The sequence below is a fragment of the Rhodococcus sp. NPDC057297 genome (genome assembly GCF_042667435.1).
Lineage (GTDB): Bacteria > Actinomycetota > Actinomycetes > Mycobacteriales > Mycobacteriaceae > Rhodococcoides.
In genome coordinates this window covers 189,501-205,653 of sequence record NZ_JBHUZE010000001.1, presented here as the reverse complement: position 1 = coordinate 205,653, position 16,153 = coordinate 189,501, and the positions used below count along the sequence as shown (strand labels likewise).

General features: G+C 64.8%; 22 protein-coding genes. 10 read left to right on the top strand and 12 right to left on the bottom strand.

Annotation, left to right across the window (positions count from 1 at the left end; all coding sequences use genetic code 11):
* The first annotated feature begins 11 nt into the window (after positions 1–11).
* From ACFULT_RS00990 to ACFULT_RS00980, 3 genes are read left to right on the top strand one after another with little or no spacing between them, the layout of a single operon-like run.
* On the top strand, positions 12–245 hold the full coding sequence (locus tag ACFULT_RS00990; protein ID WP_019667017.1) for an RNA-binding S4 domain-containing protein: 234 nt from the start codon (positions 12–14) through the stop codon (positions 243–245).
* Positions 242–970 (top strand): class I SAM-dependent methyltransferase, encoded by a 729-nt coding sequence (locus ACFULT_RS00985; RefSeq protein WP_019667018.1) that lies wholly within the window; start codon positions 242–244, stop codon positions 968–970. The genes ACFULT_RS00990 and ACFULT_RS00985 overlap by 4 nt, the downstream gene beginning before the upstream one ends.
* A complete protein-coding gene (locus tag ACFULT_RS00980; RefSeq protein ID WP_378480381.1) occupies positions 963–2,444 on the top strand; it encodes an FAD-dependent oxidoreductase in 1,482 nt (493 codons plus the stop codon). The genes ACFULT_RS00985 and ACFULT_RS00980 overlap by 8 nt, the downstream gene beginning before the upstream one ends.
* Before the next feature lie 8 nt (positions 2,445–2,452).
* On the opposite strand, the gene ACFULT_RS00975 is transcribed toward ACFULT_RS00980, so the two are convergent.
* Both ACFULT_RS00975 and ACFULT_RS00970 read right to left on the bottom strand, forming a co-directional pair.
* A complete protein-coding gene (locus ACFULT_RS00975; RefSeq protein ID WP_378480380.1) occupies positions 2,453–2,962 on the bottom strand; it encodes a DUF1990 family protein in 510 nt (169 codons plus the stop codon).
* Positions 2,922–3,926: a DUF5914 domain-containing protein gene (locus tag ACFULT_RS00970; RefSeq protein WP_037104786.1), complete on the bottom strand. Its 1,005-nt coding sequence runs from the start codon at positions 3,924–3,926 to the stop codon at positions 2,922–2,924. Before ACFULT_RS00970 ends, ACFULT_RS00975 begins: the two co-directional genes overlap by 41 nt.
* A 118-nt stretch (positions 3,927–4,044) precedes the next feature.
* Between ACFULT_RS00970 and ACFULT_RS00965 the strand changes: the two genes are divergently transcribed.
* Complete coding sequence (locus tag ACFULT_RS00965) at positions 4,045–4,653, top strand: DJ-1/PfpI family protein (RefSeq protein WP_378480379.1); 609 nt, start codon at positions 4,045–4,047, stop codon at positions 4,651–4,653.
* Entirely contained in the window at positions 4,650–5,114 is a 465-nt protein-coding gene (locus tag ACFULT_RS00960; protein ID WP_037104789.1) for a MarR family winged helix-turn-helix transcriptional regulator, read from the top strand. The genes ACFULT_RS00965 and ACFULT_RS00960 overlap by 4 nt, the downstream gene beginning before the upstream one ends.
* Here ACFULT_RS00960 and ACFULT_RS00955 read toward each other — a convergent pair.
* Genes ACFULT_RS00955 through ACFULT_RS00945 form a run of 3 tightly spaced genes read right to left on the bottom strand, consistent with a single transcriptional unit; the run spans position 5,090 to position 6,560 of the window.
* Entirely contained in the window at positions 5,090–5,572 is a 483-nt protein-coding gene (locus ACFULT_RS00955) for an SRPBCC domain-containing protein (protein WP_378480378.1), read from the bottom strand. The two genes, ACFULT_RS00960 and ACFULT_RS00955, sit on opposite strands and share 25 nt — an antisense overlap.
* Positions 5,573–5,583: 11 nt before the next feature.
* A complete protein-coding gene (locus ACFULT_RS00950; protein WP_037104792.1) occupies positions 5,584–5,895 on the bottom strand; it encodes an AzlD domain-containing protein in 312 nt (103 codons plus the stop codon).
* Positions 5,892–6,560, bottom strand: coding sequence for an AzlC family ABC transporter permease (locus tag ACFULT_RS00945; protein WP_378480377.1), 669 nt, complete (start codon positions 6,558–6,560; stop codon positions 5,892–5,894). Before ACFULT_RS00945 ends, ACFULT_RS00950 begins: the two co-directional genes overlap by 4 nt.
* A gap of 69 nt (positions 6,561–6,629) precedes the next feature.
* Here ACFULT_RS00945 and ACFULT_RS00940 point away from each other — a divergent pair, with 69 nt between their 5' ends.
* Positions 6,630–7,178 carry a helix-turn-helix domain-containing protein gene (locus ACFULT_RS00940; RefSeq protein ID WP_037104796.1) on the top strand — a complete coding sequence of 183 codons (549 nt, stop codon included), beginning with the start codon at positions 6,630–6,632 and terminating at the stop codon, positions 7,176–7,178.
* Between the two features lie 254 nt (positions 7,179–7,432).
* Positions 7,433–8,656, top strand: coding sequence for a reverse transcriptase family protein (locus ACFULT_RS00935; RefSeq protein ID WP_378480888.1), 1,224 nt, complete (start codon positions 7,433–7,435; stop codon positions 8,654–8,656).
* Between the two features lie 53 nt (positions 8,657–8,709).
* On the opposite strand, the gene ACFULT_RS00930 is transcribed toward ACFULT_RS00935, so the two are convergent.
* Both ACFULT_RS00930 and ACFULT_RS00925 read right to left on the bottom strand, forming a co-directional pair.
* Complete coding sequence (locus ACFULT_RS00930; protein WP_378480376.1) at positions 8,710–8,892, bottom strand: hypothetical protein; 183 nt, start codon at positions 8,890–8,892, stop codon at positions 8,710–8,712.
* A gap of 101 nt (positions 8,893–8,993) precedes the next feature.
* The gene (locus ACFULT_RS00925) at positions 8,994–9,956 is read right to left on the bottom strand and encodes an aldo/keto reductase (protein ID WP_378480375.1); all 963 of its coding nucleotides are present in this window, start codon (positions 9,954–9,956) and stop codon (positions 8,994–8,996) included.
* A 64-nt stretch (positions 9,957–10,020) separates the two neighbouring features.
* On the opposite strand from ACFULT_RS00925, the gene ACFULT_RS00920 reads away from it, so the two are divergent.
* Positions 10,021–10,935, top strand: coding sequence for an aminotransferase class IV (locus tag ACFULT_RS00920; protein WP_052059116.1), 915 nt, complete (start codon positions 10,021–10,023; stop codon positions 10,933–10,935).
* A 3-nt stretch (positions 10,936–10,938) separates the two neighbouring features.
* Here the strand turns inward: ACFULT_RS00920 and ACFULT_RS00915 are convergent, their stop codons facing one another.
* From ACFULT_RS00915 to ACFULT_RS00905, 3 genes are read right to left on the bottom strand one after another with little or no spacing between them, the layout of a single operon-like run.
* Positions 10,939–12,069 (bottom strand): serine hydrolase domain-containing protein, encoded by a 1,131-nt coding sequence (locus ACFULT_RS00915; protein ID WP_378480374.1) that lies wholly within the window; start codon positions 12,067–12,069, stop codon positions 10,939–10,941.
* A 26-nt stretch (positions 12,070–12,095) separates the two neighbouring features.
* Positions 12,096–12,794, bottom strand: coding sequence for a 3-keto-5-aminohexanoate cleavage protein (locus tag ACFULT_RS00910; protein WP_378480373.1), 699 nt, complete (start codon positions 12,792–12,794; stop codon positions 12,096–12,098).
* Between the two features lie 13 nt (positions 12,795–12,807).
* Positions 12,808–13,374, bottom strand: coding sequence for a TetR/AcrR family transcriptional regulator (locus tag ACFULT_RS00905; protein ID WP_037104809.1), 567 nt, complete (start codon positions 13,372–13,374; stop codon positions 12,808–12,810).
* A gap of 93 nt (positions 13,375–13,467) precedes the next feature.
* Between ACFULT_RS00905 and ACFULT_RS00900 the strand changes: the two genes are divergently transcribed.
* Both ACFULT_RS00900 and ACFULT_RS00895 read left to right on the top strand, forming a co-directional pair.
* Positions 13,468–14,307: an alpha/beta fold hydrolase gene (locus tag ACFULT_RS00900; RefSeq protein ID WP_176459973.1), complete on the top strand. Its 840-nt coding sequence runs from the start codon at positions 13,468–13,470 to the stop codon at positions 14,305–14,307.
* Positions 14,308–14,373: 66 nt separating this feature from the next.
* A complete protein-coding gene (locus tag ACFULT_RS00895) occupies positions 14,374–15,072 on the top strand; it encodes a YoaK family protein (protein ID WP_378480372.1) in 699 nt (232 codons plus the stop codon).
* A 78-nt stretch (positions 15,073–15,150) separates the two neighbouring features.
* On the opposite strand, the gene rraA is transcribed toward ACFULT_RS00895, so the two are convergent.
* Complete coding sequence (gene rraA / locus ACFULT_RS00890) at positions 15,151–15,639, bottom strand: ribonuclease E activity regulator RraA (RefSeq protein ID WP_037110581.1); 489 nt, start codon at positions 15,637–15,639, stop codon at positions 15,151–15,153.
* A 134-nt stretch (positions 15,640–15,773) separates the two neighbouring features.
* The gene (locus ACFULT_RS00885) at positions 15,774–16,145 is read right to left on the bottom strand and encodes a DUF5313 family protein (RefSeq protein ID WP_037110580.1); all 372 of its coding nucleotides are present in this window, start codon (positions 16,143–16,145) and stop codon (positions 15,774–15,776) included.
* Positions 16,146–16,153: the final 8 nt, after the last annotated feature.

Genomic DNA, 16,153 nt, shown 5'->3' with positions numbered 1-16,153 from the left:
AAGATGGGGGCATGGCTGATGCAGTGGACGTACCGATCAGAGACGAGTCGATTCGGCTCGGACAATTTCTGAAGCTCGCGAACCTGATCGAATCCGGCGCCGAGGCGAAGAGCTTCATCGCCGACGGGGTGGTCAGCGTCAACGGTGAGGTGGATCTTCGGCGCGGCCGGCAGCTGCATCAGGGCGACATCGTCTCGATCGAGGGAGGCCCGTCTGCTCGGGTCGTCAACGGTGGTGGCTGGTGAGCGTAGGCCGACGGGGTCTGCCCCGTGACCAGGTGCCCAGTGCGTTCGATCAGGACGCGAAATCGTACGACCGGCTCGTCGGAGCCAACCCCGGTTACCACGCGCATCTCGCGAAGTCGGCCGAGCGGCTGCGGCTTCCCGGGCTCGGCGCCGGTCTGCGTCTGCTCGATATAGGCTGCGGCACCGGTGCTTCCACGGCTGCGCTGCTGAAGGCCGCGCCTCATGCGGAGATCATCGCGGCCGATGCGTCGTCGGAGATGCTCGAGGTGGCGCGGAGCAAGCAGTGGCCATCGAACGTCACATTCGTTCATTCGCGGGTCGAGGACCTTGCCTCTCACGGCGTCGAAGGGCCCTTCGACGGGATTCTGGCGGCGTATCTGGTTCGGAACGTGGGTGATCCGGACGCCGTTCTCGGATCACTGCTGTCCCTGCTGAAGCCAGGATCGTCCATTGCGTTCCACGAGTACTCGGTCAAGGAGTCGCTGCGCGCGAAGATCGTCTGGACGCTGGTCTGCTGGGCGATCATCATCCCGCTCGGGTACGCCGCGACCCGCGACTTCACGCTCTACCGCCATCTGTGGCGCAGTGTCACCAGTTTCGACGGTGTCTCGGAATTCGCTCGACGCATGCAGCACGCAGGGTTCACCTCGCTCGACACCGAAACGATGACGGGGTGGCAGAACGGCATCGTGCACACTTTCCTGGGGGCGCGGCCGCGTGATTGACAAGAAGAGCGTTCTGCATCCAGCGGCGGCGGGGTACGCGTCGGCGTCGTCGTTGGCGTCGGTTCCGCGCGTCGCGGTGGTCGGCGGCGGTATCGCCGGACTGTCGGCGGCAGCTGCCCTGGCGGAACGTGGTGTGTCCGTGGAGGTCTTCGAGAAGGAGAACTTCCTCGGCGGCCGCGTCGGCGGATGGTCCACCACGTTGGACGACGGTTCGACGGCCACCATGAGCAGAGGCTTCCACGCGTTCTTCCGGCAGTACTACAACCTCCGCAATGTGTTGAAGCGCACCGATCCGGGTCTGCAGCGCCTGCATGCCGTCGAGGACTACCCGCTGATCGACGCGGACGGCCGAATCGACGGATTCAAAGGCCTGCCGTCGACGCCGGGGTTGAACGCCGTCGCCTTCGTCGGGAAGAGTCCGACGTTCCGGTGGCGGGACCTCAAGGCGCTGAACGGTATTGCCGCGCTGCCGCTCATGACCGTGAGCGTTCCCGGGACGTACGAGCAGCTCGACGAGGTCCCGGCAGCAGAATTTCTGCGACGCATCAACTTCCCCGAGGCTGCACGGCACCTGGCCTTCGGAGTGTTCTCGCGGAGCTTCTTCGCCGATCCCGAGGAGATGTCGGCCGCCGAGCTGGCGATGATGTTCCACCTGTACTTCCTCGGCTCGTCCGAGGGGCTCGTGTTCGACGTGCCTACCGGCCCGTACCCGCAGACTCTGTGGGAACCGTTGGGCGAGTATCTGCGTGGGCTCGGAGTCGGTTTCCGAATGGGAACCTCGGTGTCGTCGATCGAGCGAGGATTCTCCGTCGACGGCGAGACGTTCGACGGTGTGGTCCTGGCTGCCGACATCAAGGGGCTGCAGAGTCTCGTCGGCTCACTCGGCACCGACGAGTGGCGCGCGGATGTCGCAGCGTTGCAGAACACTCCGCCCTTCCTCGTACACCGAGTCTGGCTCGACAAGCCGGTCGACGCAGACCGTCCACCGTTCATCGGTACCGGTGGAATGCCGCCCATCGACAACATCAGCGTCCTCGAACGATTCGAGGACGAAGCCGCTGAGTGGGCCTCCCGCACCGGCGGATCCGTCGTGGAGTTGCACGCCTACGCAGCAACCGAATCCGAGGACGTCACCCGCGAACAGTTGATGGCGCGCATGCACGAGATCTATCCGGAGACCCGCGATGCCACCGTGATCGCGGCTCGATCGGAATGGCGCAACGACTGTCCGTTGTTCGGCCTGGGTGATTTCGCCAGGAGGCCGACGGTGCGTACGCCCGAACCTGGACTCGTGCTGGCCGGCGACGGCATCCGCATCGACCTGCCGGTCGCCCTCATGGAACGCGCCGCAACCACCGGTCTGCACGCCGCCAACACCCTGCTGCAGAGCTGGGGCCTCGCCGGGCACGACATCTGGACCGTCCCGACCCGCGGGCGATACCGAGTCTTCGACAAAATCGCGCGCGTCGTCTGAGCGGCAGCTCAACTGCGAAGCGCCGCAACGTAACGATCGGTGATCCGCTGCTGCGCCCAACGGCCCACCGGACCTGCCAGCCGCGCGTACCAGGTCCCGGGTCGGGAGAAGGCTGTGATCACGAAGTAGACATCACCGGCGTCGAACTCGACCAGGAAAGACTCTTCGCCGCATTCGGGGTGGCCGCCCAAGGTTCCGTAGGCGAAGCCGATGCGGCCGGGCTCCTGGACGAGATACACCACCTCGCAGCGAAACCCCGCCACGAGTGACACCGTCGAGCCGACTTCCACCCGGCCACGAGACGGCCGCACCCGAGGCAACGACCGCCGGTGCATGTCCCAGGTCATCAGCGTTTCAGCTGCAGCGTCGAAGGCAATGCGTCCCGAGCCGATCAGTTCACGTCGACGGACGTGGTGATAGCCGTCGGGCAAGATCCCAGAACGCGTGGCGCCGACCTCGTCGTAGTTCAGTCTTCCGTCAGAGCCCCTTCGACCGGAGCATGTAGCGACGCTCCGCATAGTCGAGGTCGTCTTTCCACAGCCTGGCGGCTGTCCAGCCCATCGGCGGACGCAACAACGGCGCCACGCGTCGGGCAATCCGGAAGCCCTTGCGGTCGGAACTGGCGACGGTGGCTTCGATGACGGCGGTTCGAGGCTTGCCGTCGGGACCGGGGCCCAGGGGCGTCGCGTGGGTTTCGACGACGCTGCCCGCACCTTCTCCGTCGACGATGCGCATGACGATGGTGCGTGGGCCCGGGCAGACGAATTCTGCTGTCACCGGGACGCCGACGCCGCGGCTGACGCGGAAGGTGACGTCGACGAGGAAGCGGTCGTCCTCGTCGGGGACGTCGATGTCGGTGGGGGCGTCGAGTACGCGAAGCCGGGCGAACGAGTACGGGTGGAACCACGCACCGTGCCACGGGTCGAGTCGGTTGGCGACGACGTCGTCGGGCTCGCAGATGCCGGTCAGGGTGATCACGGCATCGACGCTCGTGGCGGCGGGCGGCCGGACGGGTACGAGGGGCGCATCCGTGGGCTCTTCACCACCGAGGTCGTCGAGGCGAACCCAGACGAGGATCCCGTCGTCGAAGGCCGGGAAGGGTCGCCAGCCGGGGCGTCCCTTCGGTCCGAGTGGCATGCCGTGCCAGAGGCAGATCAGGGTGTCGCACTCGATCTTCGCCTTGTCGAGCGGCGCACCGAGGTGCGGGCAGGATCCGGGTGCGATGTGAATGCCGCGGTTCTCGTCGCGCCAGGCCACCAGCTCCATTCCGCCGACAGTCCTGCCGAACGGTTCCTTGGTCCCGACGTCGCGGCTCGCGGCGAAGACGAACCAGTTGCCCGACGGCCGGGTCTTGGCTCGCTTCAACGCCGATTCGATGACTTGGGGATTGGCGCCCTTCCACGTGGGCTCTTGTTTTGCCCACGATTCGGAGGGGAGCGGCTGCAGCGGGAGGCTCTTGGGCCAGCGAGCGCGGACGACCATGTTTCCAGTATGCCCGTGTGTAGTTGCGTGTACCCGGATTCGGCGTCGCGTGGCCTACATTGACAGTGTGCTGTCATGATCGTAGATTGACAGGACACTGTCAGTCACGGAGGTAGTCATGGCGAAGAACATCGTTCTCTACGCGACCGACACGATGGCGGACTGGGAGTACTCGTATCTGGTCGCCGGCATTGCCATGGCCAACGAGCAAGGCGACGAGCGCTACCGCCTGTTGGTCCTGTCCGACGGCGGCGGACAGGTCATTAGCCTCGGCGGAATCAAGATCCTGCCCGACGGCGACCTCGCCGACCTCGACACGGCGGACGTCGCGGCGTTGATTCTGCCCGGCGGTGCAACGTGGGGGGAAGGGCACGACAAGGTCCTGGGCTTGGCTGTGGACTTGCTGGATCGCGGCGTCACCGTCGGCGGCATCTGCGGTGCGACGCTGGGGCTCGCTCGATTCGGCGTGTTGAACTCACGGCCGCACACCAGCAATGCTCCGGAATTCCTCACGGCGACAGAGCAGTACACCGGCACCGATCGGTACCGGGACGAGCGCACCGTCGCCGACGGCACTCTCATCACTGCTCCGGGTACGGCGCCGCTCGAGTTCGCCAAGGCTGTGTTCGAGGCGCTGGAACTGTTCCCGCAGAGCATCGTCGACGCCTGGTACGGGCTCTACACGACCGGCGAGAAGAGGTACTACGAGCAGTTGGCCGGGGCATGACCAGAACTCCCGCCGGTGATGCGTTGACGTCCATCGTGCTTCCCGCCTTCGAGCTGAACGGTGAATTCCTCGCTGCCGCACAGGACATCACAGCACCCGCAGGTTTGACGCCTGCCTGGTGGCAGGTGCTGGGTGCGACCCTCGACGAACCGCTCGCCGTGGCCGAGATCGCCCGTCGCGTCGGCCTGGGGTTGGCACGTCAGAGTGTGCAACGCACCGCCGACATCCTCGTCGACAAGGGGTGGGCGGAATACGTCGACAATCCCCGACATCGACGGGCGAAGCTGCTTCAGCCGACCGAGCGTGGGCGCGAGACGGTGGCCACGTTGCGAGACGATCAGCATGCCTGGGCGGACTCCGTCGGCGAGGAGGTCGGCGCCGACGAGATCGCGCGCGTCGCCGACGGCATCGCCAGAATCATCGCTGCCTCGCGCCGCTACCGAGGCGTGAGCGACTCGTAGTACTCCTTCTGGGCGGGGTAGTACTCCTCGAATGTCGGCTGCTCGGCGCCTGTCCGTGATGCGATCAGCATGTCGAGGTAGTACTCCCAACCGGGCCCGATCTCACCGACTCCGTCGGTGCTCTCACGATGGTGAATCAGGGTGACGGTGGTGACCGGACCATCCCCGGTCAGCACGAGTTCGAGCGCCCATCCGTCGGCGGTGGACACCGCAAGTCGCCGCGGTGGCTCGCAGGCGTCGATGTTCATCTCCATCCACGGCTCGCCGTCTTCGAATACCATCTGGACACGAATTCGATTGTCTGCGAGCCGCTCCCACGGTCCGAACCACAGGGCGGTCCGATCGGGATCGGTGGCGCTGTTCCACACGTCGTCGCGGCTTGACGTGATCTCGCGGGTGATCTCCACGTCGACGCCCGATGCGGTGGCGCGGAGGAGGCCGGTGGGGGTGGGATTCATGGCGCCCATTATCACGCAACTCCGAACCATCGGAGCGCCGCAGTTGTAGCGGCGGCTGCTACGACGATCGTCACGAACGGTGCTTTGCGCCAGGCAAGAACGGCGGCGACGAGCACACCGGCCGGGCAGGCGAACCCGGCGAACCCGTAGTCCACGATCAGTGCGGACGTTGCGATCAACGCCACGAAGATGACGGCCACAGCGACGGACACCAGTCGCTCGACGCGGGGCGAGATAGTCGTTCGGCTGCGAAGGTACGGTCCGACGAGCCGAAACGCCAGGGTTCCCGCCGCGAGTCCGACCATGGGAAGCACGTAGTTCATGTCGTTGCTTTCGTTGCCACGAACGCGGGCACCACCGCTGCCAGGGCAAGCAACACCGGCAGGCCCGGCGGCAGAATCAACGCCGCAGCTACGGCGATCACCGCGCCGAGCAGAGCGGTGTTTCTCGTCAACGGATCGCGGAGCGCGGGAGCAACGAGCGCGATGAGCACCGCCGGAAATGCGGCGTCCAGTCCGAGGGCAGCGGTATCGGTGATCCTCCCGCCGAGAAATGCCCCGCCCAGCACCCCGATGTTCCACGCGACGAACAGGCCGACGCCACACAGCCAGAACGTGGATCGTCGACGCTGGGGATCGGGCTCGGCGGTTGCGAACGCCACGCTTTCGTCCGTCACGAGGTGAGCACCCAGAATTTTGCGAGTCCAGGACACTCCGCCGAACGAATCTCCGACGGAGTATCCGAGTGGAATGAGACGCGTGTTCACCAGTAGTGCGCCGGCCATCGCGGCGAGCGGATTTCCCCCTGCTGCGAGCACTCCGACGACGATGAACTGAGCCGCACCCGCGAAGACCAGTACCGACATCGCTATAGGAACCCAGATGGGAAGGCCTGCGCCGACGGCGATGGCGCCGAACGACGCACCGACGAGGCCGTCGGCGAGGCAGACGAGGCCGATGTCACGGCGGGTTCGCCAGATCGAACGCATGGACAGAATAATGAACCCCAAGTGCTGTGTTCGTCAAGATGGACGCTTGTACCGATAGAATGAACAACCATGTCCGCTCCGATCGCCGCCATCGCCGCGTCCCTGCACCGCGAACGAACGAGGATGGGGCTGTCGCTGGCCGAGCTGGCCCGACGCGCAGGAGTAGCCAAGTCGACCCTGTCCCAGCTCGAATCAGGAACAGGTAACCCCAGCGTCGAAACACTGTGGGCGCTGAGCGTGGCACTGAACGTCCCGTTCGCTCGGTTGGTCGAGCCGGTGAAACCACGCGTGCAGCTGATCCGAGCAGGAGAGGGGCCGAAGTTCTCTTCCGACACAGCCGACTACGTAGCGACGCTGCTCGCCTCCTGCCCACCGAACGCACGCCGCGACATCTATCTCGTCAGCGCACAGATCGGCGAGCCTCGGAGATCCGACCCACACTCACCCGGCGTCGTCGAACACGTGATCCTGTCCGCCGGCCGAGCACTCGTGGGGCCCACCGACGAGCCCGTCGAGCTCCACCCGGGCGACTACATCAGCTACCCCGGCGACGCGCCCCACATCTTCGAAGCACTGAACGCCGACACCTCAGCAGTCCTGGTGTCCGAGCATGTGTAGATCAGAGCAAGTAATCACGGACGACGGTTTTCGTCTGGCACAGTGGAGATCATGCAGCGGTGCACGGGCGAGAGTCGGTCCGCTGGGCCGATCTCAGGGGTAACCCCTGGGCGAGACAGAAGAACTGGTCACTGCGTCCGACGCCGGTCCGCACGCTCCGCGTGCTTGACGGCGCCGAGTACACAAGATTCAGGTCGTCCGGCGCCGCTGCACCTGCAACGGGTGCCTCGATGAGCCGTCAGTTCAGCCCGCAGATGGCGGCGTGGCTCGCGTCGCTCGCTGCGGATGCTCCGTGGACGCGTGGTGGCCTGGAAGAGGCGTTCCTGCCGATTCTGGGTGAGAAGGCGCCGCGTCTGGCGGATCGTCTGATCGACCTGTCGCCGGTCGCGCCGTACGACCCGGAATCGCTCCGCGGACTCATCACCGGGCTCCCACTGCTACCCGAGCCTGCCACCGTCGAACCATCACGTCGCACAGGTGGTTTCAAGCCGTGGTTGTTCGACGTCCCTCGGTACGCGAGTACCGGAGACCTGGCGGAATCGCTCGATCTGACGATCAGCGAAATCGAGTGGTTCACCGACGCACAGTCCCGGCTCCGGACGGCCGCGACGCCGCTTCGGCATTACCGCGTCACGCCCGTACCCAAGCGAGTCGGATTCCGAATTCTCGAGATACCCAAACCGCGGTTGCGTGAAATCCAGCGAAAGATACTGCGGCGCATACTCGACAACGTTCCTGCTCACAGTGCTGCGCACGGATTCGTCAAGGGCCGAAGCCCACGCACGTTCGGGATTCCGCATGCGGGGCACACCGTCGTGGTCTCGGTGGATCTGAAGGATTACTTTCCCTCGATCGGAATCGAGCGTGTCGTCGCGGTGTTCGATGCGCTCGGCTATCCGAAATCTGTTGCGTGGAACCTTGCCTACCTCTGTACGACGACTACGCCCGCAGAACAGCTGAACGGATTTCCCTACGCCACTGCGTCGTTGTTGCGCACTCGCCATCTACCGCAAGGCGCTCCCACGTCCCCTGCGCTCGCCAACCTCGTCTCGCGGCGGCTCGACATTCGGCTGACCGCGCTGGCGAAGTCCCTGGGCGCGAGGTACACACGGTACGCCGACGACCTGGCATTCTCCGGCGACATCGACGCGGACAAGATCATCTGGAGCGCGAGCACGATCATCGCCGACGAAGGCCTCGCGGTCCATCCGTACAAGACCCGCGTGCGTCGTGCACACAAGCGCCAGCAGCTCACCGGCCTGGTGGTGAACGACTGGCCGTCGGTGCCGCGGAAAGAGTACGACGCATTGCGCGCAATCCTGCACAACTGCGCCGTCACCGGCCCGGACCAACAGAACCTGTCCGCGCTCACCGATTTCCGAGCGCACCTGTACGGACGGATCGCACGGATAGGGGAGACCAGCCCGACCCGCCGTCGAAAACTGCTCGAATTGGCTGAACGAATCGTCTGGGAGTGAGGGCCGGTTCTTCTGCACGGCTGCTCAGCTCGCCCCAGTGGGGCGGAGTTCGCCTACGACGCCTCGGCCAGGTCGATCACACCGACGCACTGGCATCCGCCGGTGACCTCCTCGCAGTCCAGCACGAGGAAATGACGGACGTACTCCATGTCCACGCAGTCCGGCTCCGTGCATTCGGCGTCGCCGACTGCGTGGATGACGAGCGTTCCTTCACAACGATCTTCGACGGTTCGCATCGACACTCCCTTCTCTTGCACGTCTTGGCCTGTAGCTCCATTGGTATCACCGGAGTCCGACAAGTTCGGGAGAAGGAAGGCGTGTTCGACACCCGGAGAGATCAGTAACGCGCCCCCGCCGGGTCCGGGAGGTCGTCGAGAGTCTGCAGCTGAGCGGGGGTCAGGCGTACCGACGCGGCGCCTGCGTTCTCGTCCAGTCGTGACGAGCGCCGCGTACCGGGAATGGGGACGACGTGCTCACCCTGTGCCAGCACCCACGCCAGGGCAACCTGCGCAGGGGTGGCTCCCGCCTCGTGACCGACGGAGGCGACAGCGTCGACGATGGCCATGTTCGCATCCAGGTTCTCCTGCTTGAACCTGGGCAATTGCGCGCGGAAGTCGTCCGCGGCAGGCGCTGATCCACGAAAGTTGCCGGTGAGAAAACCGCGACCGAGAGGTGAGAACGGTACGAAGGCGGCGCCGTTGCGTTCGGTCCACGCCAGAGACGTCGCGAGATGATCCCGCGTCCACAACGACAGTTCCGACTGCACGGCTGAAATGGGATGTACCGACTGTGCACGGTCCAGCTGATCGACGGTGAACTCCGAAACGCCCAGTGCGCGCACCTTACCGGCCTGCACCATCTCCGCCATCGCGCCGATGCTGTCCTCGACGGGGACCTTCGGATCGGGGCGATGCAGGTAATAGAGGTCCACGTAGTCCGTTCCGAGTCGCCTGAGCGAGTCGTCGATGGCCGAACGTAGGTGGTCCGGGTGACCGTTGGGGCCCGAAATGACCGGTTCCCCAGCGTCGCCGACGTGTGATTCGAGCCCGCCCTTGGTTGCCAAGGTGACCTCGCCGCGCCGGGAACCGATGGCTGCGCCCACCACTTCCTCGTTGGTGAACGGTCCGTAGACGTCGGCGGTGTCGATGAAGTTCACCCCGAGATCGAGAGCGTGGCCGATGATGCGGTCGGGACTCTCGGAGTGCTCGTCAGCTTTGTATGCCCAGGTCATGCCCATGCAGCCGAGGCCGATTGCGCCGACGGTGGGGCCGTTCTGCCACAGTGTTCTGGTAGGAACCATGACTACAGACCCTACGCCGGATAATCGGTGTCGCCGGTGCTGCGGCAGCCGATAGCATCCCCGCATGGCTACTCCTCACGGCAAAGTGTTCTTCGGAAACGGCATCGTCGAAGCCCATGACGCGAAGCTGGGGGTCGCCACTTCCGCAGTCCTGTACGGGCTCAGCGTGTACACGGTGTTCCCGGTGCACGTATCGGCGGAGACGCGCACGGCGTTCAGACTTCAGGATCACTTCCAGAGGCTTCTGGAGTCCTGCAGGATAATCGGGATCGACACGTTCGCGCAGCAGTGGACGTACGAACGATTCACCCAGGTCGTGCGCGAGGTCGTCCAGGCCAACGACCCTCAGCGCGAGGTGTACGTCAGAGCGACCGTCCATGTGGACGAGTCCATTCCGGGCACACGAGTCCGTGGTTTGAGCACCACGGTGTCCATCTTCCTGTACGACGCGGTGCCCATCGTCCCGCAAGACGGGATGCGCCTGAAAACCAGTGTGTGGCGCCGAATCCCGGACAATGCCATCCCGTCGAGAGCCAAGGTCAACGGCGCGTACGTCAACTCCGTGCTCGCCAAGCAGGACGCCATCGACAGCGGCTTCGACGACTGCATCTTCCTCGATATCAACGGCCACGTCTGCGAGCTCAGCGCCGCGAACATCTTTCTGGTCAGAAACGGTTCCCTGATCACTCCCGATGTCACGAGCGACATCCTCGACGGCATCAACCGCCGGACCATCCTCACGCTGGCCCGCGAGGAAGGACTCGAAGTGCAGGAACGCGTCGTCGACCTCACCGAGCTGTACATCGCCGACGAGGTGTTCGTGTGCGGCACGTCAGCAGGAGTGGCGCCCGTCTTCCAGATCGACGGCCGAGCCGTCGGATCCGCGCCCGTGCTCGGCCCTGTCTCGTCGACGCTGCGCAAGCGCCATCAGGACGCGTTGACCGGAGACCAGGCGCACGGCTGGGTCACCGTTCTCTGACGTTCACGCCGGGCAGGTGGCGGCGAGGCCGGCCACGAGACCGTTCAGGGCGGGTTGCTCCAATGGATCCGTCGCCGGGTCGATGGCCGACGCCGTCCATCCGAGAGTGACCTGCCTGCCGCCGTCGGGACTGGAGAACGACAGTGTGCGGTACCCGAAACCGTTGCCGCGCTGACCGAACACCACCTCGGCCGCCCCCGGATTGCACGCGTCACCGCCGACGAGCAAACCCAGGCCGTACCCCGACGGGGTCACCTGCTGCATCTGGTCGACGAGCGTTCGCGGTAGCAGGGTCTCGTCGAACAGAGCGCGAAAGAACGTGTTGACGTCGCCGACGGTGGAGACGACGGCCGCGCTTGCCGACCAGATCGACGGATCGACATCGCTGATGTCGATGAGAGTGTCACCTTCGAGGATGTACCCGTGCAGGCCGTCCTCCGGAATGGCGGCGACGCTCGGATAGGACGTCGACGTCATCTGTAGTGGTTCGAACACCCGCTCGTCCAACGAATCTGCGATGCTCCTGCCGTCGAGCTGAGCAACGATCTGGCCGAGCACGACGTAGTTGGTGTTGGAGTAGGAGAATTGGGCACCAGGAGCCGCGGGCCACGGCTGTGCCAGCGCGAGCGCGATCAGTTCGTCGTCGGAATAGGTGTCGTCGGCGGCCTCGACGAGCCCCGCTGCGTCGGACGGCACGAGAGTCTCGAGATAGTTCGGCAAACCGCTGGTGTGATCGAGCAGCTGACGGACGGTCACCGGCTTGGGCAGAAGACCGGGAAGCACGTCGTCGACGGTTGTCTCCAGGGTCAATTTCCCCTCGTCGACCAACTGCAGAACAACGGCCGCCACCATGGATTTGGTGATACTGGCGATTCTCAGAGGATCTTCGGCCGACGCGGCCTCGTCGGACCCGCGTTCGACGACGCCCGCCGCGCCTTCCCATTCACTGTCGCCGTCCCGAAGGGCGATGACGGCGGCCGGCGCTCCCGCGCTCACCAACTGGTCGACGACGGCCTGGGCGTCGGCAGTGCGAATGGTTCCTGGATCGGTGGGTGCAGGCGAGCTCTGCTCAGCAGAACACGAGACAAGCACAAGGGCAGCTGCAAGGGGGAGTACTGCCGAGCGAAGGTTCACACTTCGGACATTACCGGCGGACTTCGTCAGACTCGGAAAAATGCGAGCGCAGAGGTCACCAGATCGGAGTTTCCGGTGGCAAGGGAGCCGTCGGGCAGGGTGAGGGTGTCTTCCAGGCCGATGCGTGTGGCCAATCCGCGTGCAACTGCCGATCGTAGAGTGGCCCAACACGTGTCGTTCTGGCCGTGCAGCAGCAGCGGTACCCCACTCGATTCGGTGAGTGCGACGAGCTCGTCGGCGACGTCCGGGGTATCTCCCGGCTGGACTTCCAGCAAGGCCCGTATGCAGTCTCCGGTGAGGCCGGAGGCCCGCCATGCGCGTGCGGCTGCGGCGGTCCACAGACCCGCCTCGACGCCGACACCTCGGCGCACCAGCAGTCTTGCCAGATCCGCCGCGCCCTCCTCGTGCCAGTTGACCGACGCGAAATCGGGCAGGGTGGTCCAGGATTCGACTGCGGCCAGCCGGGATACGGCGTCGGGTGTGCTCCACGCTCCGGTAGTGACGCCGACCGGAACTCCGGCTTCGCGGGCAGCGCGAACTGCGGTGGCCACGTGTTCTGCGGCAAGCGAATCGGTGCCGTCCGGAGTCTTCGGATGTAGGTGAATTGCCTCGGCGCCTGCGTTCACCGCGGCGAGGGATTCTGTCCTGATCTGGTCCGGGGTGACCGGTATTGCGCTGTGCTCGGCTGGTGTTCGAGGGCCGTTGATGCACGCTTTCAGTCTCATCGGCCGGCCGCGCTCATCGGCTCGCCGCGTCGAGAAGGACCGTCGCGGCTTGCTTTGCCGCGGTTGCGGACTCGGGAGATTCCGAGATGGCTGCGGTGGTCTGCGCGCCCTCGGCGAGCAATGCGATCTGAAGGCCGAGATCCTGCGGGCATCCTGCTTCGACGGCCAGATCGGTCACGTACTCGACGAATTCGCGTTTGTGCCGGTGTGCGGCGTCGGCGACGGCCGGCATGGTTGCACCGAGCTCGCCGAACGAGTTGATGAAGGCGCATCCGCGGAAGTTGTCTTCACGAAACCAGGCGTCCAGGAAGTCGAAGATGGAGAGGACCTTGTCTCGCGGCGAGTCGTGCTTGGAGGCCTCCATCAGGATGCGCTCGTTCCACACCGCGGTGCGGCCGGCAAGTACCGCGGCCACGATGTCCGACTTGGACGGGAACAGGGAGTACATGCGTTTGAGCGAGATTCCGGCGGCGGTGCGCAGTTCGTCCATACCCACTGCTTGGACTCCACGTGTGTAGAAGAGCTCGTCAGCGGCTACCAAGACGGCCGATCGTGCGTCGCTCGTTTCCACTGCCACCACCTCCTTGCGCAGAGAACCATCGTTCTCTACCGTAGTCCATGGCGGGAGAACGTCCGTTCTCCGCTCGGAAGATCCCGAGGGAAAGGCAACAACATGGCTTTCGTCAATGTGGGCACGGAAAACAGCACACCTGTGGACGTCTACTACGAGGATCACGGCAGCGGGCAGGCAGTGGTGCTCATTCACGGCTACCCGCTCGACGGCAACTCCTGGGAGCGCCAGAGCCGTGAGCTCCTCAAAGCCGGCTACCGGGTCATCACGTACGACCGTCGCGGATTCGGAAAGTCCAGCAAGCCCGTGACCGGCTACGACTACGACACCTTCGCCGCCGACCTGAACGCGGTCCTCACCGAACTCGACTTGACCGACGTCATCCTCGTCGGCTTCTCGATGGGCACCGGGGAACTGGCACGCTACGCCGCCAAGTACGGCACGGATCGCGTCGCAAAATTCGCGTTCCTGGCATCGCTCGAACCGTTCCTGCTGCAGACCGACGACAACCCGGCAGGCGTCCCGCAGTCGGTCTTCGACGGAATCGACGCAGCCGCTCGCGAAGACCGCTTCGCGTGGTTCGACAACTTCTACAAGGACTTCTACAACCTCGACGAGAACCTGGGCAGCCGCATCAGCGAAGCAACCGTGCGCGCCAACTTCGCCACCGCGGCAGGAAGCGCACCGGTAGCCGCCTACGCTGTGGTCCCGACGTGGCTCGAAGACTTCCGTGGCGACGTGCAGAAGGTGCGCGAGTCCGGCAAGCCGACCCTGATCCTGCACGGCACCAAGGACAACATCCTCCCCATCGACTCGACGGGACGCGAATTCGCCAAGGCATTCCCCGAGGCCGAGTACGTCGAGGTCGAAGGTGCCCCCCACGGACTTCTGTGGACGCACTACCAGGAAGTGAACGAAGCGCTGCTGAACTTCGTCAAATAACCTATGTGAGTGGAAATGTAGGCCAGAGCCTACATTTCCACTCACGAAGCGAGGTAGCATCCGGCCGTGCCGGAACAGAATCGACAGCCGGTCGTGACCTCGGAGTCCGTCCGACTCGGCGTCCTTCTGGCTGCGGTCGGCGGTTTCGTCGACGTCTACACCTTCATGACGCGCGACGGAGTGTTCGCGAACGCCCAGACCGCCAACGTGGTCCTCTTCGGTATCGATGCCGCAGGGGGCCATTGGCGGTCCGCGGCGGGATACCTCCCGCCGTTGATGGCATTCGTCGTCGGTGTCTTCGTCGCCGAATCCCTGTCCAGCCCCGCCGTGAGCCGGATCGTTCGTCGGCCGATCCGCGCCGTCCTCGTCATCGAGATCCTGGTGCTGTTCGCCGTCGGCTTCGTCCCGGAATCAGTGCCGAATGCCGTTGTCACGGTGTCCATCTCATTCGTCGCTGCTCTGCAGGTGACGACCTTCAGGGTGCTCGTCGACCAGGCCTTCAGCACGACGATGACCACCGGCAACCTTCGCAGTTTCTCGCAGGCGATCTACCACCGACTGTCCGACCGTGACGCCGCCGCCGGACTACGGGCCGTCAACTTCGGATCGGTCATCGCAGGATTCCTCGCCGGTGCCGTACTCGGCGCCTTCGCCGTACGGGGCCTGGGTGTAGGCGCGGCCTGGATCGCGTCGGGAATGCTCGTCGTCGCGCTCGCTCTGTTCCTGTTCGACGAATGGCGCGGGGTTCCGCGGGTGCGTCGCTGATCCGAAGCGAAATCCACCCACCTGTTGTGCGTTCCGAGGGCTAGCGGACGCACAACAGGTGGGTGGATTTTCGGCGAGTTATACGACGACCACGCCGTCGGAGTCGCTGTAGACGATCTCGCCCGGATTGAACGTCACACCGCCGATTTCGATCGGAACGTTCTTCTCCCCGGAGCCCGTCTGAGTGCTCTTACGGGGATTGGTGCCGAGTGCCTTCACGCCGATGTCGAGAGTCCGCAGAATCGCCGAGTCCCGGATGGCACCGTTGACGATGACCCCGGCCCAGCCGTTGGAGACTCCCTTGCCTGCGATGATGTCGCCGACGAGCGCGGTGTGAATGCTCGCATCGCCATCCACCACCAGGACTCCACCGTTACCCGGCTCACCGAGAGTCTGCTTGACGAGCAGGTTGTCCTGGAAGCACTTGATCGTCGTGATCGGCCCGGCGAACTCGGTGTTCTTGCCGAACTGAATGAATTGTGTATCGCAGCTGCGGATTTCAGGCCCGATCTCGTCGGCCAGGTCAGCAGTTGCCTTGAATTCGACGGAAGTCATACCGGACAGCATAAGTGGGTCGTTCCTGCGGGCTCCACTCCTGCTCACTGGAGTCGTTCCTGCGGGCTCCACTCCTGCTCACTGGAGTCGTTCCTGCGGGCTCCACTCCTGCTCACTGGAGTCGTTCCTGCGGGCTCCACTCCTGCCTAGTCCAGCCTTCCGTGACGCCTCTCGTACTCGTCCCGGGTGCGATCCAACTTCGCCTGGGTGCTGGCACCAAGCAGCTGCGGATCCAAATCGTGCACCAGGAGGCGGTGGCGTCGATACACGTTCATGAGCGCGATCGCGAAGTAGACCAGCGGAATGAACAGCAGCGCCATCATCGCCAACCCGATCCACAACGGCCCGGGAACCAACAGGAACAGGCACAGAAATGGGATCACCGGCAGCGTGAAGCGGATCAGGTAGCGAGCCTGGGCACCGTGACCGACCAGATCCTCGCGCACCCAATCCTGCATCGACGGCGGCAGCACTCGGCCGAACTGGTAGCCCAGGTACTGCCAGAAGTTCGGTTTCACCTCACGGA

Excerpts from the sequence above, each read along its gene's own strand:
- ACFULT_RS00990 (WP_019667017.1), top strand. The coding sequence starts at position 12 with ATGGCTGATGCAGTGGACGTACCGATCAGAGACGAGTCGATTCGGCTC.
- ACFULT_RS00975 (WP_378480380.1), bottom strand. The coding sequence starts at position 2,962 with ATGCGGAGCGTCGCTACATGCTCCGGTCGAAGGGGCTCTGACGGAAGA.
- ACFULT_RS00970 (WP_037104786.1), bottom strand. The coding sequence starts at position 3,926 with ATGGTCGTCCGCGCTCGCTGGCCCAAGAGCCTCCCGCTGCAGCCGCTC.
- ACFULT_RS00965 (WP_378480379.1), top strand. The coding sequence starts at position 4,045 with ATGGCGAAGAACATCGTTCTCTACGCGACCGACACGATGGCGGACTGG.
- ACFULT_RS00960 (WP_037104789.1), top strand. The coding sequence starts at position 4,650 with ATGACCAGAACTCCCGCCGGTGATGCGTTGACGTCCATCGTGCTTCCC.
- ACFULT_RS00955 (WP_378480378.1), bottom strand. The coding sequence starts at position 5,572 with ATGAATCCCACCCCCACCGGCCTCCTCCGCGCCACCGCATCGGGCGTC.
- ACFULT_RS00950 (WP_037104792.1), bottom strand. The coding sequence starts at position 5,895 with ATGAACTACGTGCTTCCCATGGTCGGACTCGCGGCGGGAACCCTGGCG.
- ACFULT_RS00945 (WP_378480377.1), bottom strand. The coding sequence starts at position 6,560 with ATGCGTTCGATCTGGCGAACCCGCCGTGACATCGGCCTCGTCTGCCTC.
- ACFULT_RS00940 (WP_037104796.1), top strand. The coding sequence starts at position 6,630 with ATGTCCGCTCCGATCGCCGCCATCGCCGCGTCCCTGCACCGCGAACGA.
- ACFULT_RS00935 (WP_378480888.1), top strand. The coding sequence starts at position 7,433 with ATGGCGGCGTGGCTCGCGTCGCTCGCTGCGGATGCTCCGTGGACGCGT.
- ACFULT_RS00930 (WP_378480376.1), bottom strand. The coding sequence starts at position 8,892 with ATGCGAACCGTCGAAGATCGTTGTGAAGGAACGCTCGTCATCCACGCA.
- ACFULT_RS00925 (WP_378480375.1), bottom strand. The coding sequence starts at position 9,956 with ATGGTTCCTACCAGAACACTGTGGCAGAACGGCCCCACCGTCGGCGCA.
- ACFULT_RS00920 (WP_052059116.1), top strand. The coding sequence starts at position 10,021 with ATGGCTACTCCTCACGGCAAAGTGTTCTTCGGAAACGGCATCGTCGAA.
- ACFULT_RS00910 (WP_378480373.1), bottom strand. The coding sequence starts at position 12,794 with ATGAGACTGAAAGCGTGCATCAACGGCCCTCGAACACCAGCCGAGCAC.
- ACFULT_RS00900 (WP_176459973.1), top strand. The coding sequence starts at position 13,468 with ATGGCTTTCGTCAATGTGGGCACGGAAAACAGCACACCTGTGGACGTC.
- rraA (WP_037110581.1), bottom strand. The coding sequence starts at position 15,639 with ATGCTGTCCGGTATGACTTCCGTCGAATTCAAGGCAACTGCTGACCTG.